Source organism: Desulfosarcina sp. (assembly GCF_055467485.1).
This window is the reverse complement of record NZ_JBUOIV010000057.1, coordinates 1-26,018: the sequence shown is the minus strand read 5'-3', so window position 1 is coordinate 26,018 and position 26,018 is coordinate 1. Positions and strand designations below refer to the sequence as shown.

Sequence of the window (26,018 nt, the reverse complement as noted above, 5' to 3'; positions counted from 1 at the left end):
AAGCATGCCATCAGAGCCGGGGCGCATCGTGCCCCACCGCCGGGGCGGTGACGCCGATCGACCGGACATCGTGCCGTGAAACCGCTGCTATCGCTTGGTGGGACCGCCGATTACCCGTACCTCATACGGCACCGCGCCATTCGTCTATTGGAGCAACCATCCGGTACCCGGAATTTGCTTGACCGTACTCCGGAAAATCGATAACCCTCTATTGTTCCCCTCCACCCGCTTTTAGCGTTCCTGCCAATCGCCGATCCAGAGCTGTTCGCCGCTTGCCTTGTCGGTCAACGTGCGTGGGGGCGTGTCGGTTTAATTCTGATAGGTGACTGTTAAGCGTGGGGAACGGGTATGGTCTCACAATGGCGTCAACGTTTATGCAGGCCGTATCGTCCCAGATTAATACCATTCCTGATCCATGCATGGAGGTGGCAAATGGACCTCATGATTCCTCTTTCTATTGGCAGTTTCGTCCTCATCCTCGCCCTGCTTGTGCTGATTCGGGCCAAGAACAGCCGATTCGAAGTCAAGCCGGCGGACATCGTCGTCGCTGTGGTTCCCGTCGTGGTCTTTCTTCTGGTCACCGGCAAGCTGCAGAAGTTCGAGATCGGAGAAGGCGGGGTTAAGATCGAGACGGCCTTCGTCAAGGCGTCGACCTCTGCCATCGCCTCACAAATCACACCCCTTGCGGGGCTTCCCGCCGAACCCATAGCGATCGATGAGAAAAGAGGCATAGGAGAAATCCCCAGGCTGATCGAGCACAAGACCGAGGGGTTGCTCTTTGTGATTGGCCATGGCGGCTATTACGGACAAGCCATTCAATCCTATCTGGTGCAACTCACCAGGGAGCCCTTCCTCAACTATCTGATCTTCGAAAACCCTGACAGAACTTTTTTCGGGATGGCCAATGCGCGTTTACTCACCGCCCTTTTCGAGACGCAGCGTCCGCCGTTTACCGCAAAGGATTTCGCCGAGTGGCTGAACAGCGGCAACAAGGAGGCGCTCGCCCGACTGCCCGGATTCATCGGGCGGCAGCATGCCTTGAACGAACAGACCGATAAACGCCAGGCACTGCAACGCATGGAGGCGCTCAACATGGACACCCTACCGGTGGTGCAGGAAAAAGAGCGCTTCGCCGGCATCGTTGACCGCTCGCGCCTGACGGCGAGCCTGCTCATTGACGTGGCAAACAACCTAGAGAAAAAATAGCGGCCAGATCACGAACACCTGCCCGATGGCGAGGAAATATGCCGGATGTAAAACCGATCAATCTAAAAGAGAAATTATCCAAAATTGCCGAGCATTGGAAACCAAAAATCATCGCCCGGATGAACGACTATCATTTCAAGCTGGTTAAATTTCAGGGCGACTTCGTGTGGCACCGCCACAATGATACGGATGAAGTCTTCATCGTCCTTGACGGAGAGATGAGCATTGCTTTCCGGGATGGTTCCATCGATTTGAAGACCGGGGAAATGGTTGTGGTGCCCAAAGGGGTCGAGCATAAACCCTCTGCCGGGAAAGAGTGCCGGGCCATGCTTGTCGAACCTTCCGGTACGCGCAACACAGGGACCGCCGGCGGTGAACGGACGGCAGCGGACAACGTATGGATATGAACATCGACAAACCATCACGGATATTAAAATGAACCGGCGTTTCCATAATGGCCTGAAATTCAATCCTGGAGCAAATCAGTTCCGGACGACCCGCATTCGGAGGTTCTGTTTTTTTCTGTCGGCGCTGCTTCTGTCGCTATTTTGTCCAGGTGCGGATACGGTTCATTCCATCGAATTGAAGCTGCATGCCGCCGGGCCGCCATCGATCGACATTTCGGCAGCAAGCCGGCCGGATCAGCTTCCGCAAAGCCGTGTCGCCCGAGGCGATCGAAACATCGTCGCTGCCTGGTATGCCGGCCCGACGGATCGATACCGGCATGGCGTCTTGGGCGATCGGCTGGAGGCCTCGCGGCTGGTTGTGGAAACCGCCGGCGGGAGACACTTGCAGATCGACCTTCCCGCTTCACGCGTATTCGAGGACCTGGAACCCCGCCTCGCCGACCTTGACGGAGACGACCGGGACGAGTTGATTGTGGTGGAAAGTGACGTCAACGCCGGGGCATCGCTGGCCGTTTATGGCATCGTCGCTGGCGGTCTGGTTCGAATGGCGCAAACGCCTTTCCTGGGTCAGCCCAACCGGTGGCTCAACCCCCTGGGCGTGGGCGACTTCGACGGCGATGGGTGGACTGACATCGCCCTGGTCGCCACCCCCCACATCGGCGGACAATTGCGCCTTTATCGATATAAAAACGCAACGCTCTCCTTGTTTGCGGAATACCCAGGGGTAAGTACTCACCGGCTCGGAAGCACGCAACTCGACCTTGGGCGGGTCGCGGCTGCGGCGCCGCGTGATCGCCTGCTGGTGCCGAATCAGGCACGACGAGTGATGATGGTGGTGGAGTGGTCAACCGACGGATGGCGTGAAATGAGCCGGGTGCAATTGCCAGGAACCCTGGGATCGTCGCTTGTGCCGGTGGGGGAGAACCGTTGGCGTTTTCGATTGGAAAATGGCAAATACTATGAAATTCAGATTGAACAGTAAACCGGCAAAGCAGGACGGATCTGCGCTTTTCTTGAACCGCAACAGCGAGCGCATTCCCCGTCGCTTGCGGCGGGGTTAGCGAGTGAACTGAAAATCGGCTTTTTATCCTTACGGTGAAGATTCCCCGCGGCTTGCCGCGGGGAGGGTTCAATAGACTTTAGTGAAATCGTTTTGAACGATCATGTGTGGACTCGGTGGTGAAATGAAAAGAACAGGCATTCACGCTCACATGCGCCGTGAACGGGATAGCAAAGCACTTCTCGATCAGGCCAGGCAATACGTATATGAATACATCGACGCCGTTGACGACCGTCCGGTTTTCCCGAATGAAAAAGCCCTGGCAAACCTGGATCGTTTCGACGAGTCCCTGCCGGAACAGCCGCAATCCGGAGCCGCCACACTGGAGATGCTCAACACCTATGGCGCCCCGGCCACCGTGGCCCAGACCGGCGGCCGTTATTTCGGCTTCGTCAACGGCGGCGTGATTCCCACCGCCCTGGCCGCCCGCTGGATGGCGGATACCTGGGACCAGAATCCTGCGCTGTACGTGATTTCGCCGGTTGTCGGCAAACTGGAACAGGTCTGCGAGAACTGGCTGCGCGAACTGCTGGAACTGCCCGTCGGCACCGTGGCCGGCTACGTCAGCGGCTCTTCCACGGCTACCCTGTGCGGCCTGGCTGCGGCCCGCCACGCGCTGCTCAGGCGGCTGGACTGGGATGTCAATGCCAAGGGCCTTTTCGGTGCGCCGCCCATCCGCGTGATCGTCAGCCGGCAGGCGCACAGTTCGGTATTCAAGGCCCTGGCCTTGCTGGGGCTTGGCAAGGATCGCATCGAGCGCATCCCGGCAGACAGCCAGGGCCGCATCGACGCTTCCCGGATTCCCGTTTTGGACGAACGATGCCTGCTGCTCCTCCAGGCGGGCAACGTCAACACCGGGGCCTTCGATGCCTTTGAGGAGATCTGCGACCCGGCCAGGACAAATAATGCCTGGGTGCACGTCGACGGCGCCTTCGGCTTGTGGGTGAAGGCCTCCCCTGCCCGAAAGGCCCTGGCACAGGGGATCGAACTGGCCGATTCGTGGTCCGTGGACGGCCACAAAACCCTGAACACGCCCTATGACTGCGGCATCGTGCTGTGCCGGCAGCAGGAGTCGCTGGTGGCCGCCATGCAGGCCAGCGGCGCCTATATCCAGTACAGCGAGCATCGGGACGGGATGATGCATGTGCCCGAGATGTCCCGCCGCGCCCGGGCCGTCGACCTGTGGGCGACCCTCCGGTACCTGGGCCGAAATGGCGTCGCGGAACTGATCGACGGGATGTGCGATCGGGCGGCGCAGTTTGCCGGGCAGTTGGCCGCCCACCGGTTTCGCATACTCAACGAGGTGGTCTATAACCAGGTCCTGGTTGCCGGTGACACGCCGGCGCAGACCCTGGCAATACTGGCGAACATTCAGGTGTCGGGCGTCTGCTGGTGCGGCGGGACGCAATGGAAAGACGAACCGGCCATCCGCATCAGCGTCAGTTCCTGGGTCACCACCGCGGAGGATGTGGACCGGTCGGTGCAGGCGTTTGTCGACGCGCGATCGAAAGCCGGGCGGAACGATACGGATGGTCGATGAGCGCCAATGATTGCCGGCCGAAGCACCGTGCATTGACCGCGCTGCCCCATGAAGATGCAAAACTGGGTTCCTGAGATGATCACATACAAAAAAAACGCGGCAATCACCCCCGGGCAGTTCGTGGACATTCTCGAACGGTCCGGCCTGGCGCAGCGCCGTCCGGTCGACGATGCGGCCTGCATCGCCGGCATGGTGGCCAACGGCGACCTGACCATCACCGCCTGGAAGGGCGAGACCCTTGTGGGGATCGCCCGATCCGTCACCGATTTTTCCTACTGCTGCTATCTTTCCGAACTTGCCGTTGACCGGGATTGCCAGCGGCAGGGCATCGGCAGGGAACTGATTGCCCGCACAAGGGCCGAACTCGGGCAGCGCTGCACGATCATTTTGCTGTCAGCCCCCCAGGCCGTCGACTATTATCCACACATCGGCATGCAGCGGCATGCGCAGGCCTGGGTGCTGGCGGTGAAAAGGTCGGGGCGATCGTGACTAACCTTTTCCCCAACTTGCTTGAAGCAGGATGAAACAGTCAAGCATGCGGGGGGATCAATTGGTAAAGTCAGGATACGGGTCAATGCTTCGCGTGGGAGAGTGACATCACGAAATATCTCATGTTTTGAAATCGACGCTGCCGTCGGGAAATTAAAAAACAGTGCCCGTTTTTCTGGAGGTAGAAATATAATCACAACTATCAATCGAGAAAGACTGACCATCAGATGCTGTGGTCGGCTTTTATGATTTAATACCTTTTGTAAACTTTTTTTTAATAGCAGTAATCACCGGTTTCACAAACCGTGTTGTATGATCTGGCTATGCGAACACCTTCATCATCTATAACGTGGTCGCAAGAAAAAGAAAATAGGAGAGGATTGTATCCGGCAATCCTCTCCTTTCTGAATCTTCCACAAAAGGGGAATAGTTTTTGTAGCCCTAATTTCAGCCCTGCCTTGTGCATAGCGTCAACGTAGCGTTCATAAACAGTTTGATCCTTGTGTGGAATTCTCTTTATATATTTTTCAAGCGAAAAATTTGGGCGTATCCTCAGGATCTCCGCTGCCGCCGCACGTGCTTCGGGTCATCGATGTGCTGGACTTTGGTCCCTATGGTTTTATCTACACATGCAGATAAAAGTTTTCAAACGATTATCAATCGTGGCCACGGAGGATCACGGAATAATTATACATCGGGGCGCAAACAGCGAAGGGGATGGCTTGGATCCACCACCTGCGTGCATTCATCGACTCGCCAGAAACAGGCGGTCCATATGCAGAGCCAATACTTATTCAACCGTTGGGGTGACCGTCAATCCGCTCCGCGTGTGTACAGCGATAATCAATCACCGTAATTTGACGCCCCTAAGTATTCGTGTTAGCATGATTTATTCCCAATTACAGTTGAATTTTCCGGCGGCTTTTATCTCATTTTGATGGCAGACCGGTGCCTGTATCGAATCCCGAAAAGTGCGAATTGCATTGTGAGACAAGCGATCTATTCCCATCTGCTGCTGGTTGCGATCCCGCTGATCACTCTTTTTTGCGGATGCAATGACAGCGTGCGCACGTTTGAGGCGGCGCAAGGCATGATGGATCTTTTGGGATGGGATTTTGAAACAAACGGTCCGGTGGCCTTAAATGGGGAATGGGAGATCTATTGGCACCAGCTTCTTTCCCCGGAGGATTTCTCCAACTCCGTCCTCCCCAAACGAACTGGTTTTTTCCCCGTCCCCAGTAAATGGATCGGTCAGGTCATAAACGGCGTTCCCATTACCTATCGGGGCTATGCAACCTTCAGGTTGAAGATCCGTCTGCCTGATGACGATGTTCCGCTGGTCATCCAGATTGTCAACTCAATCGGTGCCCGGAAAATCTGGCTGGACGGCGAACTGCTGACGGAGGTCGGTGAAATGGGCACCAGCGCCGATACGGTATGTGAAAGCATCGGTGCCCCGTCTACCCACCCGGCCGAAGGGGAGGGTCCAATCCGGGAATTTGTGGTCCAGGCCGCCAACTTCAATTTATATCCGCATTACGGTACGTTCTTTAAAATTTCTATCGGAAAATACAAAGATTTTCGATTTGATAATGCCCTCCGGGCCAGCATCGAGATTTCTATCCTTGGGATCCTGTTATTCATGGGGCTTTATCATGCCATTCTCTATCTTTTCCAGAAAAAGGATAAAACCTATCTCTATTTCAGTGTGATCTGCCTCCTGTATGGATTCTGGTCGGCCGTCAACGGTGCAGGCCAGATTTACTGGAAAGCGGTCATCATAAACGGATCGTCATGGCTGACTGTCTATTATATGACCGATGTTTTGTTCTACCTGCTGCCACCATTCATGGTCATGTATGTACGATCTCTTTATCCCCGGGAGTGTTCGCCAATTGCCGTGCGGATGAGTCAACTGGCAGGAGCGAGCTGGCTGCTGGTCAAAATCCTGATGCACGTTTTTTCGGACGTTCGGGCCTTCGAGATTCTGGCCAGGAAGATGTACCATCACACGTGGCGACCGTTTGAAATACTATTTTTTGCAATAATGATCTATATCACCACCATCGTGATTGTTGCCGCCATTCGTAAACGGCCGAACGCGTATTTCATGCTGGCCAGTCTCATATTGCTCCTGTCGTGCGGCGTCCATGACCTTCTGGAGGTGACTACTTTTCATTCAACACGCCGCCTGCTCGGGTTCGGTTTTTTTGGTATGATCCTCTGCCAGTCCTTCATCCTGGCCCGGCAGTTTTCATGTTCGTTTTCCGAGGTGGAGCGACTCTCCATGGAGCTGGGCGAGAAGAATATCGCTCTTTCCCGCATGGATCGGATGAAAGACGCCTTCCTGGCAAACACCTCCCATGAATTGCGCACGCCCCTGAACGGCATCATCGGCATCACCGAATCGCTCATGCGAGGGGCGGCCGGAAAGCTGTCGCCAACAGCCAAGAACAATCTGTCCATGATATTCGCCAGCGCCAGGCGGCTGACCGGACTGGTGGGCGACATCCTCGATTTCTCCAGGCTGCGGGGCCGTGATATTCAAATCTCGAAAAAACCGGTCGATCTATATGCCCTGACCGATCTGGTGCTCTCCGTGAGCCGGGCGGTGGTCGGAGAGAAAGAGGTGAATCTGGTCAACGCCATTCCAAAAGATCTTCCTTTTGTGGAGGGCGATGAGGACAGACTCCAGCAGATCCTCTACAATCTCGTGGGCAATGCGATCAAGTTTACGAAAGTGGGAGAAGTGCGCGTCACCGCGAAGCAGGTGGATACCATGGTGTGCGTCTCCATTGTAGATACCGGCATCGGCATACCTGCAGGGAAGTTCGAGACCATTTTCAAGTCTTTCGAACAGGCCGACGCATCCACATCGCGGGAGTACGGCGGAACCGGGCTGGGCCTCTCTATCACCCGGCATCTGGTTGAGCTCCATGGCGGTGAGATAACGGTCGAATCGCAGGTCGACAGAGGCGCCACCTTCCACTTCACCCTGCCGGTGAGCGACGGCAAGCCGGAGATTAAACTTCTTCCGGAAGTCTCACGGACCGAATACATTGCCACGACCAATGGAAACATTCTCTCTGTTGAAGAGCAAGAACCACCGTTGACCACAGAGAGTTCCACCTCCGACGGCCAATCCTATCAGGTGCTCATCGTGGATGACGATCCCGTCAATCGCCAGGTGGTGGCCAACCATTTACTGATAGAGACGATCTCCTTCCGGACCGCCGCCGACGGCATGGCTGCCCTTGAAATGATCGAAAACGGCGAAACGCCCCAGATCGTGCTGCTGGACATCATGATGCCGAGGATCACCGGGTACGAGGTCTGCCGCGAACTGCGCAAAAGCTTCTCCCCATCGGAACTGCCCATCATCATGCTGACAGCCAAAAAGCATGTCGCGGATTTGGTGGAGGCCTTCGACGCCGGGGCCAGCGATTACCTGCCCAAACCGTTTTTCAAGGACGAATTGATCTCCAGGGTGCGAAGCCATCTGGATCTTAAGGAGGCATACGCTCATTTGATGCAAAAGCAGCTCCTGGAAATCGAAGTCGCCGAGCAGAGGCAGAAAAGAGAAGATGCCCGCCTGCGTGCCGAAAGAGCCGATCTGGAGAAGCTGCGCTACCAGCTCAACCCACATTTTATCCTCAACGCACTGGCCTCCATTCGCGGGGCGGTCGTCTCGAACCGGGATACGGCAAGAGAAATGGTTTCCTATCTGGCGGAGTACTGTCGTCGTACCCTGTCCCGGGGCGATGTGGAGTGGTGCAGCGTCAGGAAGGAAATCGAACTCGTAGAGACCTACCTGGCCATTGAGCAGGTTCGTCTGGGAAACTACCTAGAGGTCGCCATCACGTTGGCGCCGGATGCCGAAGAACAGACCATGCCCGCTGTCATCCTGCAACCCCTGGTGGAAAACGCCATCAAGTACGGCGCCGCGACCTCCCCGGACAAGCTGAATGTCTGGGTGGATGCATGGCGCGGTGACGGCCGGCTGCGCTTACGGGTAGCCAATACCGGCCGCTGGGTCGATCGCAGCCCCGGTGCCAACGGAAGCTCCACGGGCATCGGTTTGGGTAACGTGAAAGAACGCCTGGCGATCCTGTTCCCCGGGGACCACACCTTTTCCCGACGGGCGGACGATGGCTGGGTGCGGATCGAGATCGATATTCCCATTGCTCCAGCTTGAAATGTGCGGTTTATTGATCGAAGCTTTCAGGTTGGTGGGCTTCTCCTGGCCCTGAACTCGTTGGGTTCATCCAAGGCAGATCGCTGCCTTGGAAATGCAAACACCATCATTCTAAATCGCCTCTCGTTCCCCTGCCGGACACCAAAGGAGGGCAAGCCGCGCGACCTGTGGTAGTGACGAATTCGATCAGTCGCCGTTCAACACAAAATTCCTGCCGCTCAGCACTAAGCAGTTCAATACCGATCGATACGATGGTAACGGTTACTCTATACTATAACTCCGGGTTCGGCAGTTCGAATTGCTCATAGAATCGAACAAAAACAAATACGGGATAGCACTATTCAAAGGACCAAATTCTGAGTTATTGATTCGATCCGATCAATTCTAAATGTTTGGGGCGATTATGCTTAGGAGAGATAGCTTTATTTGCATATCTTGCGGTAAAGTCAACTTTGAAGATGGCGGATGGGCAGAGATTGTTAGTAATTCACCCTCTGAGTTAATTAAAATTCTTTGTCCTAATTGCAGTCATGAAAGCTTTCCACAATTTTATAGTGACTTCGAAAAACCAAAAAAATCCTTTGGTAAAAAAATACTGGAAGGCTTTTTCCGTCAAAAGAAAAAAGAGAATAAAACGAATATTGTTATCAGGAAAGCTCAATGACCCATATCATTGGCACCTCCAAATTCCTGATGCATTGGGAAGGAACCTTTGGAGACGGGTTCCTTCCTTTTTTTAACGAGGTCCGCACGGTGCGGCAGGGTTTCTTAAATACCAGCTGACTGAAACTGAAACACCATAAGCTTCTTAAAAGAAAAGCAACTGAGTGGCGATCATAATGCCATATAAACCCGGCTGTTTAGGCCGAGTTTTTCCTTTTTCCGAGTGCAAGGATCGTGAGGGGCGTCAATAAATATATAGGTTGATATGCTGAAGAAAGGCCGAAGAGTGACGGTCATTCCACGACTTTCATGTATCGATTCACCCTGAACCATGTCATCATTCGTTTCATTCTAAATTTTTGACTGAAGACGGGCAACCAGCAGGCCGGAGGGCCAAGTGGCACCACGATCCTTGACGCATCCAGCTCACTTATTTTATGATCATTACTGTAACCATATCCCAATGCGGAAACCATGAACCCACCCCTTGAAGCTGCCATCATCGATGACGAGGCCCTTGCCCGGGACGATCTGCGCTACCTGTTGCGGGCGCATCCGGAGATATCGATAATCGGAGAGGCGGGCACTGTCGGCGAAGGCAGGAGTCTCCTGTCCAGAATCAAACCGCAGTTGCTGTTTCTGGATATTCAGTTGATGGGTGGCAACGGCTTCGATCTGGTTCCCTATGCGGCGCCCGCCTGTCACATCATCTTCTTTACTTCGCACAATGAGTTCGCCGTCCGGGCCTTCGAAGTCAATGCCCTGGATTATCTCCTCAAACCGGTATCCGCCAAACGTTTAGCAAAATCACTGGAACGGGTTGCGGTAAATAATACCCCTTCCGAGACCGATTCGGCTCAGACCCACCCGTTGCGGGCCGACGACCCCATATTTATTCGAACGGAAAAGGAGCAGCGCTTCGTCCCACTCGAATCCATTTCGGCCGTAACGGCGCAGGGCGGCAATTACACAGCTGTCTGCACGGGCGACGGGTGCAGCCGTCTGGTACGCCGGACCCTGGCCGAGTGGGAGAGGTGCCTGCCGCACCCGCCCTTTATCCGTATCCACCGCTCACACATGATCAACATCAACTGGATCGACTGCATTCGTAAGGAACAAAACGGTGCTTGCCGGGTGTTCATCAAGGATCAGCCGGACCCCCTGACTGTCAGTCGCCGGGCGGATCAGCGACTCCGGCAGGTGATGGAAGAGTGGGGGAAATTGCGTTTGCCCGCAAACCGTCCCGTCAGCTGACAAGCCGGAAATAGGATGGCTGATGGGATGCAAATCCGGATTCGGCGAGTCGGGCACGGGAAAGACGGACGCATGAATCAAATGCGGCCTTGAATGTCTTGACAACCCCCATTTTTTTATCATTCATGCCGCTCGAAACGCCGTTCCTATCGTTTAACATAATTCGCTACCATTTGGGCCGGCCGGGTGGTTTGATAAAATTATAGATCCTGCCAGATATTGATCTTAAATACGCACATCCACTAATCCAGCAACGCCATGAGTCTCAAGACGATGATAATCGACGATGAACCCTTTATCCGGGACGACCTGCGCTACATGCTCAGTCAGGATCCGGAAATAGAGGTGGTCGCGGAAGCCGCCAAGGTGGATGAGGCCCGCGAGCTGATTATTGAGAAGAATCCCGACCTGATCTTCCTGGATGTGGAACTGCGCGGCGGCAGCGGCTTCGACCTCCTGCCCGACATCTCCCCGGATAAGCACGTCGTCTTTATCACCGCGCATGAGAAACATGCCAAAAAAGCGTGTACGTTTGACTGCGCCGAGTGCCTCATGAAGCCAATATCTCCTGACAGCCTTTGCGCTCTTCTCGATAAGGAAAAGCGCGCTTTTTCAGGCAAACCTTAGTTTACCGGACTATTTTTTCGTTGTTGAACGCCAGCGGTAGGGTCTGATAATAAAAACGTTCATGGGAACCCAACCGATTCGACCACAAGAAGTTAAGTCCTTCATCCAAGATGTTCGTCGTGTCCGTTCGGACCCGCACAGTACTGATCTGTCTCTGGGATCATTTCTACTCCGCATTATTTCCAATTTCATTCTTCAAATTAATATCAGATAATTAAGACGATACGTTAGAAAATCAAGGGACCAATCAAGTAAGGGTGTGAAAGCAGGAGCGGATGCAAATGCAAATAAATATACAGAAATATTAAAAAGTCTGCAAAAGAAGGTTTAGAAAATCAAGCAACCGGCAAAGTTTGTTCTGGCTATCTCACAAAATCCGGGTTGACGATAACGGCAGATTACTTGCCACAGATCCAACACAAAGGAATTATTATAAGTATAAGGATAGATTTTGATAATCTGAATGGATTTTTGTTTGGAGAGCCAATTTATGGATTTGGATCTCAGCGATTAACCCGCGCCTTATATTCCTTCCCCGGCTTAAAAACCTGAGGTTACTTGCCATCAAATCAAGTTGGATGATTCTGTCTTGGGTGACAGATAGCCACTTTTTTATATAATTGTTAATAACTGAATCTATTTGCTCTTGCTAAACCTGCTTTTCTGGTTCAGGGGGCGGCCAGCAAACTATTTGTGAACCAGAAACACTAACTATCAACTTGAATCCTTGGCTTTTTTTGATCAACTCACTACAATTCAACTCTCAAAGTTAAAAGGCGGGGAGATTACGGATCGTTTTCCCCGCCTTTCTTCAGCAGTCATTTGAAGGCAATAGCGTTTGTTTCTAATAAGTTTGCATTTGTTTCAACATGTTCGATAGGTAAGTGAAAGGAGCGTTAGGCCGCTGAAATCTGATTTACTTTTTTCCTCGCGCATATGCCGTTTTTAGATAACCGTTCAGACGGCCATCGAACAACCTCTATCCCCATGACCAATCTTGGATGTTCCAGGTTATGTCGGTGACATACGGATTGATCTTGTAGCCCTTCAAGTCACTCTTTTTTCCGTACATAAACATGTACGCAAAAATTGGGGCAAACGGTACGTCTTCGTGTAGGATGGCCTGGATTTTGTGATATACCGCCTTGCGTTTCTCCATGTCGGAGATCAGTACCCCTTCATCCAACAGCTTGTCGAGGTCAGGGTTTTCATATTGCACGTAATTGGAACCGGTTCCGTATTTGACCGGTATCTGTTTGGAGTGACATCGGGCCGCGTAGTCGGGATCCATTCCCACCGTGGGTTCCCAACCGACCATCAGCGTGTCAAAATGACTATTGGTTGTGTACTCACCCCAGACCACCGAGGCCGGCATGTTTTTTATTTCCATAACGACGCCGATCTCCTTCCAGTTGGACTGGATCATTGCCTGGGCCTGTTCACGCGCCTTGGACCCGGCCGTGGTGGACATCGAAAAATTCAATTTCACACCGTTTTTCTCTCGGATACCATCGGCACCCTTCTTCCATCCGGCGCCTTCCAGCATTTCCACCGCCCGGCGTGGATCGTAGCCGGGGTCTTCAAGGTTTGGATTATATGCCCAATGTGTCGGGTGCAGATAGGATAGTGTCCTTGGCGGAAGGCCATAATAGATGTCCTTAATCCACTTCTCTTTGTCGATTGCGTAATATAGGGCCTGGCGAACTACTTTCTCTTGAAATTGCGGTTTGCCGCAGTTGAAATATACGAACTCAACCCAGGGTGCAGGCGTTTCAAGCGCATCCCGATCAGAAAGCTTGCGCGATTCCTCGAAGCGCTCTGGCGGTACTCCGTGCAGACCGAAAACATCGATTTCGCCCGTTTTAAATTGAGTGTAGGCTACAGTCTGATCGGGAACGAACTTGTGGATAACCTTGTCTATAGCTGGCGCACCGCGATGGTAGTCAGGGTTTTTTTCGTAAATCATATGGCTGCCAGCCACCCGCTTGACCAGTTTATAAGGTCCGGTTCCAATCGGGTTAGTATTAAACGCCGCCGTGTTGATATCGCCGACCTTAGACAAAATGTGTTCTGGCACAATGTGCATTTTCTGCCAAGCCCAGGCGAATGGGACGTAGGGTTTGGCCAGAATGATCTCCACGTTTTGATCGTCCAGGATATTAAAGTCGGCGATCAAATCAAAGCCGGAACGTGAACGAATGGCGACGTCCGGCCTCACGATTGTTTTGTATGTGAATTCCACATCCTTAGCTGTAAAGGACGCTCCGTCCTGCCATTTGACCCCTTTCTTGAGCTCAATTTTCCACACCAATCCGTCCGGGGATATACCGCCGTTTTCGTATGTCGGCACCCGTGCGGCCAAATTGGGTATAAACTGACCCATATCATTCACATCCCAGAGGGCATCGAACATGCACGCCTCGGGAACCTCCTCTGTCCCCGAGTTGACGTAAAGTAAAGGGTTAAAGTTGACTGGTTCCTGGGTCATGCCAACAATAACGCTGTTTTTGGCGGCCCACGCTCGGTTTGGCAATAGGCCGGTACCAAGAAAAGCACTACCCGCTACTGCGATACCAGTGGTCTTGATAAAATTTCTACGTGTCATTCTGTGATTGCTCATAGACCTCTCCTTTGACTGTTGTGGTTGCTGGGTAGGTATTCCTAAACAAACCGTTTCCGGATTGATATCAAGCTACATTCTCAAGCGTGGATCGAGGGCATCACGCAGTCCATCCCCCAGAAAGTTGAAGCTCATGACCGTGAGTGTGATCATCAGACCTGGTAAAATTGCCAGCCATGGAGCTAGATCGAAATATGACTGCGCATTGGTTAACATATTCCCCCAACTGGCCAACGGGGGTTGAATGCCGTATCCAAGAAAACTGATGTAGGACTCCATCAAGACAGCGTTGGCCACATTCAGCGTAGCAGACACCAATACGGGTGCAATTGCATTAGGCAATAGTTCTTTAAACATGATACGTGACTCCGAAGCACCCAGAGCAAATGCGGCTTGGATGAAGTCTTGCTCCTTGATGTATTGGATTTGGGCACGAATGATGCGCGCAACTTCCATCCAAGATGTCAATCCGATGATAAGAGCAATCGATATCACAGTCGGGGTGATGAAAGCCGCCAGTACCAGCAGCAGAAACACCTGCGGAAAACATAGCATGGTATCGGTAAAGCGCATCAAGGCATTATCCACGCGACCACCATAAAACCCGGCGATCAAACCGATCAGCAGTCCCGTGACGATGGTGGCAAACATGGCGGCCACGCCCACCACGAGGCTAATTCGGCCTCCGTAAAATAGCCGGCTAAGCAAGTCCCGCCCCATTTCATCCGTTCCCAAAACAAAAGAAACGTTGGTCAATGGAGGAATAAATCGCCGTTGCGTGTCTAGAGATAATGGATCATGCGGCGACAGAAGGTTGGCAAACACCACCATGAACAACAGTAGCAGCACTACACATCCACCGATCACCGCTAAACGATGCCTCATGAACCGGCGCCAAATACGTCGGGTTTGGCTCTCATAATAGCTTATCGGTATTCCATTGACGGCTATCTTCACCTGACTGCTGCTCCGCGCTGTTGTTTGGGCGGAATCACTTGGCGTTGGCTGATTGTGGGTCATTATTCCAACCGTATCCTGGGATCTATAAGTGCATTAATTATATCCGCCAACAGGTTCCCGATAATCACGGCAGCGGCTGTGATCATAATCATTCCCATCAACACCGGGTACTCCTTCATTGTTAGCGAATCGACGAATAGACGTCCCATTCCAGGCCAACCAAAAATCGTTTCTGTAACCAGTGCCCCTGAAAAAAGCCAGGGTAATTGGACTCCTGCAAGGGCAATCAGTGGCGACACGGCGTTGGGAAATGCGTGGCGAAAGAGCACGCGGCCATCCGAAAGGCCCTTGCTCTTGGCGGTACGGATATAGTCCTGGTGGATAACTTCTAAAAAGCTTGAACGGGTATATCGGCTCCACTGGGCTACCAGAACCAGGGCCAACACAACCGTCGGTAGGATGAGGTGCCTAATTAAATCGAGGATGTCCTCCTCCCCCCCTAGTGTAAACATACCTCCTGACGGAAGCCAGCCGAGCTTAAGAGAAAAAATGAAAATAGTCATTAACCCGAACCAAAAGGTTGGAAAGGAGAGAGCCACCATTGCACCGGTCGTCGCTAGATAGTCAAACACCGAATAACGCCTGACCGCCCCTAAGATTCCTATAAGCATGCCGATCAAGACAGCCACTGACATGCCGGAGCCCATTAATAAAAAGGTGGCTGGCATTCTTTCAAGGATGACATCCAATACCGGGCGCCCACCAAAAAAAGTGTTTCCCCAATTGCCCGTGAACATCCCTGCCGCCCATTTCAGGTACTGGATATAGATCGGCTGATCTAGACCGAAAACATGTTTGATCCGTTCGATGTCTTGAGCTGTAATCGTTGGGTTCAGGGTATAGACTGCCAGGGGACCCCCGGGCGCCAGGTGCATCATGGCAAAGCCAATTATCGAAACCCCAATCAGCAGTGGAATGGCTTGCAGCAATCTTTTTAAAATGAATTGGAACACATCCAACTCCTGTTCAATCCTGGTGCAATATCCTTTATGGATTTTATGTCCGACAACCGATCCAGTTCAAAACAACAACCGTCCTACTTGTAAAGGAGACACGCCACTTCATGGCCCTCCAACACTGTTTTAGACTCTGGTATGACTTGATTACAGGGTTCAAAACGTTGTGGACATCTTGGGTGAAAATGACAGCCAAGCGGCGGGTTGATCGGGGACGGCACGTCTCCTTTGAGAATAATCCGTTGGCGCTTTCGTTCCGGGTCCGGTATGGGAACGGCCGACAGCAACGCACGGGTGTAGGGATGCAAAGGATTATGATAAAGTTCTTCTCGTGAAGCCATTTCAACAATTTTACCCAGGTACATCACAGCAATTTTATTCGCGATGTGACGGATTACGCTTAAATCATGTGCGATCAGTATATAAGTAAGTCCCATTTCATCCTGCAAATCTTCCAGCAGGTTGAGAATTTGGGCCTGAATGGAAACATCAAGCGCCGATACAGGTTCATCTCCAATCACCAAGCGAGGGTTGACCGCAAGCGCGCGTGCAATGCCTATCCGCTGGCGTTGCCCGCCAGAAAATTCATGGGGATATCGCCGCATGACAGTTGCCGACAGACCCACTTTGCGAAGCAGATCCGCAATCCTGTCCTCCTTTTCACTAGGCTGGACAAGATGATGGATTTCCAGGGCAGAAGCAATGATGGATCCAACAGAATGCCTCGGATTCAGCGAAGAAAAGGGATCCTGAAAGATGATCTGCATCTGCTGACGGTACTGTTTCATTTGCGCCCGATTGTAGGCAGTGATGTCGTCCCCGTTGTAGTGTATGGTTCCAGCTGTCGGTTCGATCAGCTTAAGAATGGTTTTGCCGGCGGTTGTCTTTCCGCAGCCACTCTCCCCCACCAATCCAAGCGTCTGGCCCTCTTGGACTTCAAAGCTAATCCCATCAACCGCATGGACACGCCCGACAACACGCGAAAACATTCCCCGTTTGATAGGAAAGTGTTTTACCAGATGGTTCACTGCCAGCAGATTTCGAGCCAATTTATAAACTCCCGTCATGCAACCAACATCGGACGAAATGGCCATTTTCGATTTGCACCAGTTCCGGAATTTCGTACTTGCAGCGATCGATAGCAACCGGACAGCGATCAATAAACGAGCAACCCTCTGGTAAAAGGAAAAGGTTAGGGACTCGTCCAGGAATTTCAGTCAGTCGATGCGGTCGCTGCTCTTCGTCGATTCTTGGAATAGAGCGCAGTAACCCTTGAGTATAAGGATGAAGAGGGTTCTTGAAGATCGTTTGGACTTTTGCCTCTTCTACAATCAGGCCAGCATACATGACCGCAACACGGTCAGCGGTTTCGGCAATCACACCCAAATCGTGGGTAATCAGGAGTATGCTTGTTCCCAGATCAGCTTGAAGCTCTTGCATTAGATCCAGGATCTGGGCCTGAATGGTGACATCTAGTGCTGTTGTCGGCTCATCAGCAATCAACACTTTAGGATTACACGCCAAAGCGATGGCTATCATCACGCGCTGACGCATGCCTCCGGAAAGTTGATGCGGATATTCGTTGATCCTGCTCTCTGGAGACGGAATACCAACCATGTTCAACAGTTCAAGTGTTCGCTGACGTGCTGCGGATGTGTTCAACCGCATGTGGTTTAGAAGTACTTCTTCGATTTGTGAACCGATCGAAATTACAGGATTTAGAGAGGTCATCGGCTCCTGGAAAATCATCGAAATGGTATTGCCACGAATACGCTGCATCCCGGATTCGCTGGTCTTTAAAAGATCATGTCCGTCGAAAATAATCTCACCGGAATGATATTCGGCCGGTGGTGAATCCAGCAGTTTGAGGATCGAGAGTGCCGAAACAGTCTTGCCACAGCCGCTCTCGCCGACCAAGCCCAAGGTTTCGCCCCGGCGTAGTTGGAAAGAAACACCATCCACCGCTTTGGCGACGCCCTCTCGGACTTTAAAGTAAGTCTGAAGGTTTCTGACCTCCAAAAGAATTTCATTTGGCTGCATAGCTTCAGTCGATAACTGTCGTAAACGTCGCTCTGATTACAGTATGATCAATGGTTCACGTAAAGCCATGAGTAATGTTCGTATGTTGTCATTTCGGCTGTTCGTGTATACCCATTAACAGGCACCGAAAAGGTCAAGATGTCAAATTATTTTCTCGATATCCGGTTGATGTCTTTACGTAGCTTCAGTTCAACCGATAACCGAAAAGCTGGAATCAGGATTTATTTTTCGCAAGCGGCTGAAGAAACCGATGTCGCAGGTCCGCTTTGTATAGTGCATAGTAAATTTTACCGGTTCCCGGTCATGGTCGTGTCCGTTCTCACAGGCCGCGATTAATTCTGCCATCAGCACACCCGCCACCGGTGCATTTTTATATTGATTGCCCGAGGTGCCGACAGCCATGTAAAAACCGGGCAGGTCGGATTTATCATAAATCGGGAGCCAGTCGTCAGAGGCGTCGTAAAGATCCACTATCCCGCTGGGCTGGTTGGGAATACTCAGTTTGGGGATTCGCTGGGCTTCACGCATGACCTGGGTAGTCCACTGTTCGGTAAAATTGGTGTTGTAGCCGTCTGGATCGTTGACGTATTCGAGGGCATCGCATTCAGGATCTTCGGATCCGATGAGGATGTTGTTACCCAACTCTGGTCTTGAGTAGCATCCTATGTCTCCATCCGAGATGAGGGTGCCTAAATAGTTGTAATCAATTCCATCTGGAGCCGGAACATGGCAAACTTCCTGCTTAAGCGGCCTGGTTTTGATGTTCATGCCGTCAAGGACACCGGCCATCTGGTTGATCTGATAAGAATGAGGCCCGGCAACGTTGACGACCACCGGGGCTTCGATCTCGGTACCGTCAGCCAGTTTGATCCCGGCACAACGACCGTTCTTTTTTAAGATTTCAGCCACTTGGCTATTGAAGAGATATTTTCCCCCTGCATTCTCACCGGCGATCTGGACATTGTGAACCGACTGCTTGGGATCAGATATGAAACCGGATTCGGGGATGTAGATTGCTCCGGCGATTGCCTCCCCAGTCGATTGGCCGAAACGCGGGTCGCTTGATATTGTGGGCGGGCCAAACTGTTTGGTGTCGACGACGGGTATCAGCTTTTTGACACCTTTTGTATCCAATTCCTCGTAAACGACATGCAGTTTATCTAAAGCGGTCATGACCTTTTGCAGATAATTGTTCTTTTCGGTCTTTATCACCAGGCACCCTGTGTTGATGTATTTAATCATGCCAGTCGGGTCCACGGTGCCGAGATACTTTGGCCAATCCAGCCAGTAATAGTAACCCTCCCTGGCCATGGCAACGCCGTCAGGTGTTGAATAGTGTAAACGAATGATGGCACAGGACCCGGAGGTGGATCCCATTCCCGATGCGGCTAGTTTATCCACATTGAGCACCCGTTTGCCCCGCTTAGCCAATTCGAACCCCACGCAGGCGCCGATTATACCTGCGCCGATGACAATGGCATCGTATTTATTGGACATGGCCTTTAATCCCCTTTCTGGTAGATAAAAGAATACAACGTTTTACCGAATGACAAGCTCCTTTTCACCTTCGGTCTTGATCCGTTCCATTTCGACCAATACACCTTCTGACAAAGAAGGCGGCTGGTGGGTTTCCAGAATGCACCTGATCTCCTCCCTGACACGAGCCTCCACATCCGTTGATCCGGTTTCCCTCCAGTTTTCCATGGCTTGTCGAGTGAATATCTTCGATCTCCAAAGCTCGTTCCGAAAATGGTTCATTGTATGCCGCTGCTGCAGAAAATGACCACCCGGACCGACCCTTGAGATAACATCGATCGCCAGATGCTCGTCACTCACCTCGAAGCCATTCAACAGTCTTTTCGTCATGCCGATGATGTCGTTGCCCAAAATCAGCTGCTCAACCGCACAGGCCATTGACATATCCATATACCCCACGTCATGGATCAGGTTCAAACCGGCTAACCCTTGAGCCAGAATGTGGTAGGCCGATTCAGCCCCGGCCTGGGCATCCAGACATTTGGAATCTGTTGCGCCGGCCAAGCCCCAGGTAGGCAGACCCAAAGCTTGTGAAACCTCGGCCTGCGCGGATAGGGCCAGGCTCATTTCTGGTGCACCGATGCTCATCAACGCCTGGGCCATGTCAAGGATGCCAAAGTTGCATCCTAAACCAACCGGGCATCCCGGCCGGCGTAATTGGGCGACTACGACGCAAAACAATGATTCTGCCACGCCTTGAGCTACCGCCCCGGCCATCGTTACTGGCCCTGTGCCTCCCGGCTGGATGGTTGGCCCCATCATTTGTGGCAGACATCTATCGGCTGCAATTAAAATGCGATCAGCTACTTCTTGCGGCATGATTAGTGGCGAAATCGATTCCGGATAGAGAATCAGGAAGGGTTTTTCTCTGAGGATATCTTCACCACCAACAACTGCAGCGGCCATATCGTAAATTAACTCGGTCCCACGGGGTGAATAGGCTAAAAAAACGATAGGTTTGGTTGTATTGGTGACAGTAGAAAAAAATTCATGTAATTCTGCGGCGTTGGCGGGAACATCCTGGACCGAGCCCATTGGCATGACCCAATCGATGTTTTCTAAAGCGTCTGCTATGCGGGCTGCACGATTCAGGTCTTCCACCCGTGTTTCATGGTACTCCCCGGTCAACGCATCCTTGGTATTAGGGCTGGCTGTTGATGTACCGTAGTAACTATTCCGGCCGGATACATCCAAAGCGCGAGAACCTTGTCGATCGTATACTGTCCAGCCTTTGGGTGCCGTCGAAAGGCAGCCACGTATAATGAATTCCGGGACTTTAACGGAATCGTCTTTAACAATAGCTCCTGCCGATCGTAACATTTTTCGCACGCCTGAATGCAGAACCTTAAAACCGACTTTTTCCAAAATCTCGAAGGAAGCGCGAGTGATCCGTTCAACCTGGTCTTCAGTCAGCATCCGAAATCGTGGACTCGCTTTCAATGTTTGATTTGTCTGGATCATCCGTTATCCCTCCTAATGTGTTCCTCAAATAATTCTTCTTAATAAATTTAAATAAATCTTTTAATTGCTGATTGAAGGCTTTGGGAAACCGAGGATCAACCTTTGTTTTTTTTGGCTACACCTTGTTTCATCCTGCAGGCATAACGCTTAATATGGTCTCGGGTGTAGAATACCGCCCTGTTTGTGTCGCCGTTTGCCAGTGCATTTACAATCTGAGTCCAATCTTCCATCGCTTCTTCCACATTGGCGTCTTCACCTGAGATATAAGGTGCGGCATAACTAAAGATATTCTCATGGATAGGAGTGAGTACCGCTTTGTACAAGAGGCTTCCGGCGATGCGTATCAGCTCCTTTCGTAAGTCAACTTCAATTTCTAAGAACCCATGCCATCCATCGGCGCCTCGCAGTGTTTGTGTCTGGAGAATTGGCAGATATCCTTGCAGAATTTTAATATCGGCATCCTTTATGCGTTTAGCCACCAGACGGATAAGACCAGATTCGATGACCTGGCGAAATTCAGCCAAATCATCCAGAGAGATTTTTTGGAGCCGAATCAGCTGAGCCAGCCCCTCGGTTACAGGGTCGGTATTGGCTTCACGGACAAAAATACCACCTTTAACGCCTACTCTGCTCTCCAACAAGCCCTTTTGTTGTAAAATGCGAAGGGCTTCACGAAGTGTTCCTCGGCTTGCCCCCATGCAAGCTTCAAGTTCACTGGAAGAGGGCAATTTTTCACCAGGCTCGAAGCTCCTGGACAATATGGCATTTTCAAGCTGATTAACGAGGTTTTCAACCAAACCAATAGATTTTTGCTTTTTAAATACGGTCATTTGGCAAGTGCTGAAAATGATTCGGGTCAAATTGTTTAATAATTTGATATTTATTAACCTAATATTCTATTGTCAACGGGTATTTGTTGAATGTCATTCAATTTTATTTGATGGTATAGTATCAAAGAATTCCTAACCTCGGTTTGATTAGGTAAGAAATAATCTCTACCCGATCGCAGGCGAACGGGGATAGTTCAGCTGTCACACTAATGAATTAGGTTTTTTCTACTGCCAGACGACAGTATAGGTCGTCGAGACTTTCTGCCAATGCACAGACCGCAAAGGATAAATTCTGAATGAGCGGCCTTGATGCCTTCACATAGAAAGCTTTTGAATAACTGTTAATAATACGATCTGCCAAAGGTGAGATTGATAAAGATGAGTTTCTTACGAATAAAACAAATTCTCAGTCCATCATGACCACGCTAATTTGGCTTTTATCTAAATATAAAATTGGAATAGCTGGAACCGATGAACGAGGGGTGGAGTGCGGTTTGCCAAATAAGTATGTTATGGCTATCCCACAAAATCGGACACCCGCCAAATTTGGGTTTACTTGTACGTAACAAAATGATGATTGACTAAAAATGGTCCAAAAGTCATCATCTGTCTGATTTTTCTATGGAAATTAGAAAGGAGACAGCATGATGACCCTCGATACAATTTCCATTAGATCGGATAATCGACACGGTTATCCACTTCCCCATGACCGTCCCGAACGAACCGTTCCTCTGACTGCCAACCAAACGAGCTGTCCCCCAGGTCTTGAAGAATTCTTGGGTCGATTGTCCGAAAAGGACCTGTTCGGAAAAAAACTGATCCGTCGCTATTTTTCCTACCTGTATCGCAGACGCCTCAGCAAAAGCACCATCAAAAGTTATGAGGCAACCCTTTTCGCTTTTATCACATTTCTCATAGCGAATGGTCGCTGTTACATCGAAACGATTGTGCGAGATGATATCGGAGCCTACGTTGAGCATGAACAAGATCGGGGGATGAGCCTTACCACCGTCAATACACGGATTAGAGCGATATACGCCTTTCTTCAATTTCTTGCTGACCGCGAAGTCATTCATCCAAAGGTTCTCAATCGTAAGATTCGTATCAAACTCCCTGATACGCTGCCGCGCGCAATTGATCCGGAAGATATCCGTTGCCTGTTAAAAGTGATTGCGAACCGAAGAGATCGTGCCTTGATCTTGACCCTGTTGCGCACCGGTATGCGTATCGGTGAGTTACTGAACACCAAACTGATCGACATTAATCTGGCCGAAAAGCGCATCGACATCTTCGAAGCCCAGAAAAACCGTGTTGGCCGTGTCGTTTACATTAGCAACGATGCCGTGACTGCCCTCAAGCGCTGGTTAAAGGCAAAAAAGAGCACCAGTGACTATATCTTCAGTGGTCATGGCGGGAGACCACTCAGTTATGAAGCCGCACGGATCGTCTTTATCAAGTACCTCAGGAAGGCCGGACTGACTCACAAAGGATACACGCTACATGCCCTGCGCCATACCTTTGCCAGCGAATTGCTCAATGCCGGCATGCGTTTAGAGTGCCTGCAACAGCTGCTTGGGCACAGCAGCATCGAGATGACCCGGCGTTATGCCAGACTGACCGACAACACGCGTAGAGACGAATATTTTAAAGCCATGCAAATCATCGAAAAGGAGGGGATCGGTGGCCATTACCGACGCGATCATTCAATACCGGCGGTTTATTAAACGACGCAATTACTCACCGCACACGATCAGAAATTATATGCATACGCTGCGTCAGTTCATTTTGTGGGTGGATGTTCCCATTGAACAAGTAACCCACCGGATCCTGCTGAGCTATATTGACCATCTGCTTGACAGGCGGTCGTCCCCAAAAACGATCAACTGTCACCTGGATAGCATCCGTGGCTTTTACAACTTTTTAATCCACGAAGAACGGGTGGCGATGGTCCATCCGGTAAAACGGGGCTACACCCTGCGGCTCTCTCGTCCGCTTCCCCGCTATCTCAGGGACGAACAGGTAGCTCATTTGTTTACGGTTATCGACAATTACCGGGACCGGGCGATGTTCATGCTGATGTTACGATGTGGATTGCGGGTGGAAGAAGTGGCCAATTTGACATTGTCAGCGTTAGATTTAAAACGGCTACAGTTCATTGTCTATGAGGGCAAAGGGCGCAAAGATCGCATCGTTTACCTTAGCCGGGATGCCTTGCATGCCTTAGTCGATTATCTTCGTGTGCGCCCTTCTTCACGGGTACGCAAAGTCTTCCTCGTAGAGAAAGGGACATATAAAGGCAAAGCCATCTCTGTTCGCGGCATCCAGAAACGCATGGAATATTATGCCAAAAAGTCCGGGCTAAAGGTCTCGTGTCATCAATTGCGGCATACGATGGCTACGCAGCTGCTCAATGCCGATGCCGACCTGGTAACCATCCAGGACCTTCTGGGGCATTCTCGTATCAAGACCACGCAACGTTACTGCAAAGTCAGCAACCTCAAGGTGCAGCGGGATTACCATAAGGCGATCGGAGAGGTGATGCAAAGACATGGGTTGTTTGAAAAGGGCTTGACAAGCCCATAGAAATGGAACACGATAACACTACCTAAACCACCTAAATACATAGAAAAATCAGCATTTGTTACGTATAGCCAGTAGCTGGCACTGGCACATAAAAAGGCCGAGCACACCATATGGTGGTCAGCCGGAAAGCCAGCTCGGTGCAGACTGGCCGGGAATCGACTTGAAAGGCAATGTTGAATTGGATTCAACTATGCCGGCGTGCAGCTCTATCTGAGGCTGTTTTATTGACGCTGAAAACCTTTACCTTTTTCGATTAATTCGTTCTGCATGAAAAATTATTTGATATAAGTACGGGCTGAATTCAGGGGAGGTGCGATAATGCTGACGTTAAGGAGCAATTTTCATTAACCAGTTAGTTCAGGTGTAACACTTACCCGCTTCGTTTCATCCATGATGTATGTTACATCTTTACTATTATAATTGCGATTCAATTGGCCAAATACTCATAAAACCGATGCCAAGCCGCCGCCAAAAGCCTGTGTGGGGCTCATGGGTATAAACCACCTCTTCCCCCTTTTCCCAACCGTTCCAAAAAATCTGGTCGTAGCCGTTTGCGGCCTTTTTTAATTCCAACCGGAAAGCAAACTGTTCAATGTTCTCTTCAAACCGCTTTGCCATCTCTTCGGCGATTTCAGGTACTTTCAGCACCATACCGATTTCAGTGTTGTGCTTTACGGACCGGGGATCGAGATTCAAAGAGCCGATGAAGACTTGTTTTCGGTCGAAGACAAACGATTTGGCATGCAGGCTGGCCTTGGACGAGCCATCCGCACCTTTTTTTTCTTTACGCTGTTCACGAGTCAATTTTTTGCTCAACTCATAAAGCTGGACCCCGCCGCGCAGCAGCTTCTTGCGGTATTTTTTATATCCGGCATGCACCAACCCAACATCGTTTGAGGCCAGGGAATTGGTCAAGATTTGCACCCGAACCCCGCGCTGGGCCAGCTCAGTCAAGAAAGTGGTTCCCTCCTTGCCGGGTACAAAATATGGAGAAAATATGATCAACTCTTTTTCAACCCTTTCCCAATAGGGTTTTAGCATAGGCGCAAGATGATATTGGGTTTCGTCGAAGTCGTGAAGAAGTTTTTCCGGCTGGTCGAACACGACCTCTGCATCTCCCCACCGGAATTCAATCTGGTCTTTTCGAATTTTGTTGGCCAGGTCGGAATTACGTAGCGCCAGCAGATATTCAGAATCGGTTTGATCGGCCACATATTTGTTCAGCATCCACCGCAATTCTTCGACATTTTCTGGGCTCGGCGGATCGCCCTTGAGAAGTACTGAGGCAGGATAGGCCAAGTCACTGTTCCAATAGCGGTCAAAAACAGAAGAGACTTCTCTGACCACCGGCCCAATGGCCATCACATCAAGATCGGCAAAGGCCAGATCTGGATCGGCATCAAAGTATTCATTGCCGATATTGCGTCCCCCGAGGATGGTAACCTGGTTGTCAACCGTAAACGATTTATTGTGCATTCGACGGGTCACAGAGCCAAAACGACTCACAAACTGGGAGGTTCGGCCTGCATCT

20 protein-coding genes are annotated in these 26,018 nt (G+C 51.1%); 11 read left to right on the top strand and 9 right to left on the bottom strand.

The features are described from left to right. Nucleotides 1–432: 432 nt before the first annotated feature. The 9 genes from ACZCED_RS20130 to ACZCED_RS20090 all read left to right on the top strand — a co-directional run bounded on the left by ACZCED_RS20130 (nt 433) and on the right by ACZCED_RS20090 (nt 11,441). On the top strand, nt 433–1,206 hold the full coding sequence (locus tag ACZCED_RS20130) for a hypothetical protein (RefSeq protein ID WP_462969062.1): 774 nt from the start codon (nt 433–435) through the stop codon (nt 1,204–1,206). A gap of 38 nt (nt 1,207–1,244) precedes the next feature. Next, the gene (locus tag ACZCED_RS20125) at nt 1,245–1,613 is read left to right on the top strand and encodes a cupin domain-containing protein (protein ID WP_464861556.1); all 369 of its coding nucleotides are present in this window, start codon (nt 1,245–1,247) and stop codon (nt 1,611–1,613) included. Nucleotides 1,614–1,641: 28 nt separating this feature from the next. Then, nucleotides 1,642–2,595 carry an FG-GAP repeat domain-containing protein gene (locus ACZCED_RS20120; RefSeq protein ID WP_464861555.1) on the top strand — a complete coding sequence of 318 codons (954 nt, stop codon included), beginning with the start codon at nt 1,642–1,644 and terminating at the stop codon, nt 2,593–2,595. 202 nt (nt 2,596–2,797) lie between these two features. After that, the gene (locus ACZCED_RS20115; protein WP_464861554.1) at nt 2,798–4,213 is read left to right on the top strand and encodes a pyridoxal phosphate-dependent decarboxylase family protein; all 1,416 of its coding nucleotides are present in this window, start codon (nt 2,798–2,800) and stop codon (nt 4,211–4,213) included. A 75-nt stretch (nt 4,214–4,288) separates the two neighbouring features. Continuing rightward, a complete protein-coding gene (locus ACZCED_RS20110) occupies nt 4,289–4,702 on the top strand; it encodes a GNAT family N-acetyltransferase (protein WP_462969058.1) in 414 nt (137 codons plus the stop codon). Between the two features lie 985 nt (nt 4,703–5,687). After that, nucleotides 5,688–8,897: an ATP-binding protein gene (locus tag ACZCED_RS20105; protein WP_464861553.1), complete on the top strand. Its 3,210-nt coding sequence runs from the start codon at nt 5,688–5,690 to the stop codon at nt 8,895–8,897. Nucleotides 8,898–9,285: 388 nt separating this feature from the next. Further along, nucleotides 9,286–9,561 (top strand): hypothetical protein, encoded by a 276-nt coding sequence (locus ACZCED_RS20100; protein WP_464861552.1) that lies wholly within the window; start codon nt 9,286–9,288, stop codon nt 9,559–9,561. Between the two features lie 473 nt (nt 9,562–10,034). Further along, nucleotides 10,035–10,814, top strand: a complete 780-nt coding sequence (locus ACZCED_RS20095) for a LytR/AlgR family response regulator transcription factor (RefSeq protein ID WP_462969055.1) — start codon at nt 10,035–10,037, stop codon at nt 10,812–10,814. A 273-nt stretch (nt 10,815–11,087) separates the two neighbouring features. After that, nucleotides 11,088–11,441 carry a LytR/AlgR family response regulator transcription factor gene (locus ACZCED_RS20090; RefSeq protein ID WP_464861551.1) on the top strand — a complete coding sequence of 118 codons (354 nt, stop codon included), beginning with the start codon at nt 11,088–11,090 and terminating at the stop codon, nt 11,439–11,441. Between the two features lie 979 nt (nt 11,442–12,420). Here ACZCED_RS20090 and ACZCED_RS20085 read toward each other — a convergent pair. From ACZCED_RS20085 to ACZCED_RS20050, 8 genes are all read right to left on the bottom strand, one after another. Beyond that, nucleotides 12,421–14,061, bottom strand: a complete 1,641-nt coding sequence (locus ACZCED_RS20085; RefSeq protein ID WP_464861550.1) for an ABC transporter substrate-binding protein — start codon at nt 14,059–14,061, stop codon at nt 12,421–12,423. A gap of 72 nt (nt 14,062–14,133) precedes the next feature. Beyond that, nucleotides 14,134–15,081: an ABC transporter permease gene (locus tag ACZCED_RS20080; protein WP_464861549.1), complete on the bottom strand. Its 948-nt coding sequence runs from the start codon at nt 15,079–15,081 to the stop codon at nt 14,134–14,136. Continuing rightward, entirely contained in the window at nt 15,081–16,034 is a 954-nt protein-coding gene (locus tag ACZCED_RS20075) for an ABC transporter permease (protein ID WP_464861548.1), read from the bottom strand. The genes ACZCED_RS20080 and ACZCED_RS20075 overlap by 1 nt, the downstream gene beginning before the upstream one ends. A gap of 83 nt (nt 16,035–16,117) precedes the next feature. Further along, nucleotides 16,118–17,131, bottom strand: a complete 1,014-nt coding sequence (locus tag ACZCED_RS20070) for an ABC transporter ATP-binding protein (RefSeq protein WP_464861547.1) — start codon at nt 17,129–17,131, stop codon at nt 16,118–16,120. Beyond that, nucleotides 17,088–18,077 carry an ABC transporter ATP-binding protein gene (locus ACZCED_RS20065; protein ID WP_464861546.1) on the bottom strand — a complete coding sequence of 330 codons (990 nt, stop codon included), beginning with the start codon at nt 18,075–18,077 and terminating at the stop codon, nt 17,088–17,090. Before ACZCED_RS20065 ends, ACZCED_RS20070 begins: the two co-directional genes overlap by 44 nt. A gap of 189 nt (nt 18,078–18,266) precedes the next feature. After that, the gene (locus ACZCED_RS20060) at nt 18,267–19,574 is read right to left on the bottom strand and encodes an NAD(P)/FAD-dependent oxidoreductase (RefSeq protein ID WP_464861545.1); all 1,308 of its coding nucleotides are present in this window, start codon (nt 19,572–19,574) and stop codon (nt 18,267–18,269) included. A gap of 42 nt (nt 19,575–19,616) precedes the next feature. Continuing rightward, nucleotides 19,617–21,074, bottom strand: coding sequence for a trimethylamine methyltransferase family protein (locus ACZCED_RS20055; RefSeq protein ID WP_464861544.1), 1,458 nt, complete (start codon nt 21,072–21,074; stop codon nt 19,617–19,619). Between the two features lie 95 nt (nt 21,075–21,169). Continuing rightward, nucleotides 21,170–21,904, bottom strand: a complete 735-nt coding sequence (locus ACZCED_RS20050; protein ID WP_464861543.1) for a FadR/GntR family transcriptional regulator — start codon at nt 21,902–21,904, stop codon at nt 21,170–21,172. A 644-nt stretch (nt 21,905–22,548) separates the two neighbouring features. Here ACZCED_RS20050 and ACZCED_RS20045 point away from each other — a divergent pair. Together ACZCED_RS20045 and ACZCED_RS20040 are read left to right on the top strand one after the other, a co-directional pair. Next, entirely contained in the window at nt 22,549–23,628 is a 1,080-nt protein-coding gene (locus ACZCED_RS20045; RefSeq protein ID WP_464861542.1) for a tyrosine-type recombinase/integrase, read from the top strand. Then, nucleotides 23,585–24,487 (top strand): tyrosine-type recombinase/integrase, encoded by a 903-nt coding sequence (locus ACZCED_RS20040; RefSeq protein ID WP_464861541.1) that lies wholly within the window; start codon nt 23,585–23,587, stop codon nt 24,485–24,487. The genes ACZCED_RS20045 and ACZCED_RS20040 overlap by 44 nt, the downstream gene beginning before the upstream one ends. Nucleotides 24,488–24,901: 414 nt before the next feature. Here ACZCED_RS20040 and ACZCED_RS20035 read toward each other — a convergent pair. Then, nucleotides 24,902–26,018 (bottom strand): phospholipase D-like domain-containing protein (locus tag ACZCED_RS20035; protein ID WP_464861540.1); only part of this gene is annotated, 1,117 nt, incomplete at its 5' end.

What these genes read in the sequence shown, in the direction of transcription:
- ACZCED_RS20060 (WP_464861545.1), bottom strand. Translation starts at nt 19,574, where the DNA reads ATGTCCAATAAATACGATGCCATTGTCATCGGCGCAGGTATAATCGGC.
- ACZCED_RS20100 (WP_464861552.1), top strand. Translation starts at nt 9,286, where the DNA reads ATGTTTGGGGCGATTATGCTTAGGAGAGATAGCTTTATTTGCATATCT.
- ACZCED_RS20090 (WP_464861551.1), top strand. Translation starts at nt 11,088, where the DNA reads ATGATAATCGACGATGAACCCTTTATCCGGGACGACCTGCGCTACATG.
- ACZCED_RS20065 (WP_464861546.1), bottom strand. Translation starts at nt 18,077, where the DNA reads ATGCAGCCAAATGAAATTCTTTTGGAGGTCAGAAACCTTCAGACTTAC.
- ACZCED_RS20085 (WP_464861550.1), bottom strand. Translation starts at nt 14,061, where the DNA reads ATGAGCAATCACAGAATGACACGTAGAAATTTTATCAAGACCACTGGT.
- ACZCED_RS20050 (WP_464861543.1), bottom strand. Translation starts at nt 21,904, where the DNA reads ATGACCGTATTTAAAAAGCAAAAATCTATTGGTTTGGTTGAAAACCTC.
- ACZCED_RS20055 (WP_464861544.1), bottom strand. Translation starts at nt 21,074, where the DNA reads ATGATCCAGACAAATCAAACATTGAAAGCGAGTCCACGATTTCGGATG.
- ACZCED_RS20080 (WP_464861549.1), bottom strand. Translation starts at nt 15,081, where the DNA reads ATGACCCACAATCAGCCAACGCCAAGTGATTCCGCCCAAACAACAGCG.
- ACZCED_RS20045 (WP_464861542.1), top strand. Translation starts at nt 22,549, where the DNA reads ATGATGACCCTCGATACAATTTCCATTAGATCGGATAATCGACACGGT.
- ACZCED_RS20130 (WP_462969062.1), top strand. Translation starts at nt 433, where the DNA reads ATGGACCTCATGATTCCTCTTTCTATTGGCAGTTTCGTCCTCATCCTC.
- ACZCED_RS20115 (WP_464861554.1), top strand. Translation starts at nt 2,798, where the DNA reads ATGAAAAGAACAGGCATTCACGCTCACATGCGCCGTGAACGGGATAGC.
- ACZCED_RS20120 (WP_464861555.1), top strand. Translation starts at nt 1,642, where the DNA reads ATGAACCGGCGTTTCCATAATGGCCTGAAATTCAATCCTGGAGCAAAT.
- ACZCED_RS20110 (WP_462969058.1), top strand. Translation starts at nt 4,289, where the DNA reads ATGATCACATACAAAAAAAACGCGGCAATCACCCCCGGGCAGTTCGTG.
- ACZCED_RS20070 (WP_464861547.1), bottom strand. Translation starts at nt 17,131, where the DNA reads ATGGCCATTTCGTCCGATGTTGGTTGCATGACGGGAGTTTATAAATTG.
- ACZCED_RS20125 (WP_464861556.1), top strand. Translation starts at nt 1,245, where the DNA reads ATGCCGGATGTAAAACCGATCAATCTAAAAGAGAAATTATCCAAAATT.
- ACZCED_RS20095 (WP_462969055.1), top strand. Translation starts at nt 10,035, where the DNA reads ATGAACCCACCCCTTGAAGCTGCCATCATCGATGACGAGGCCCTTGCC.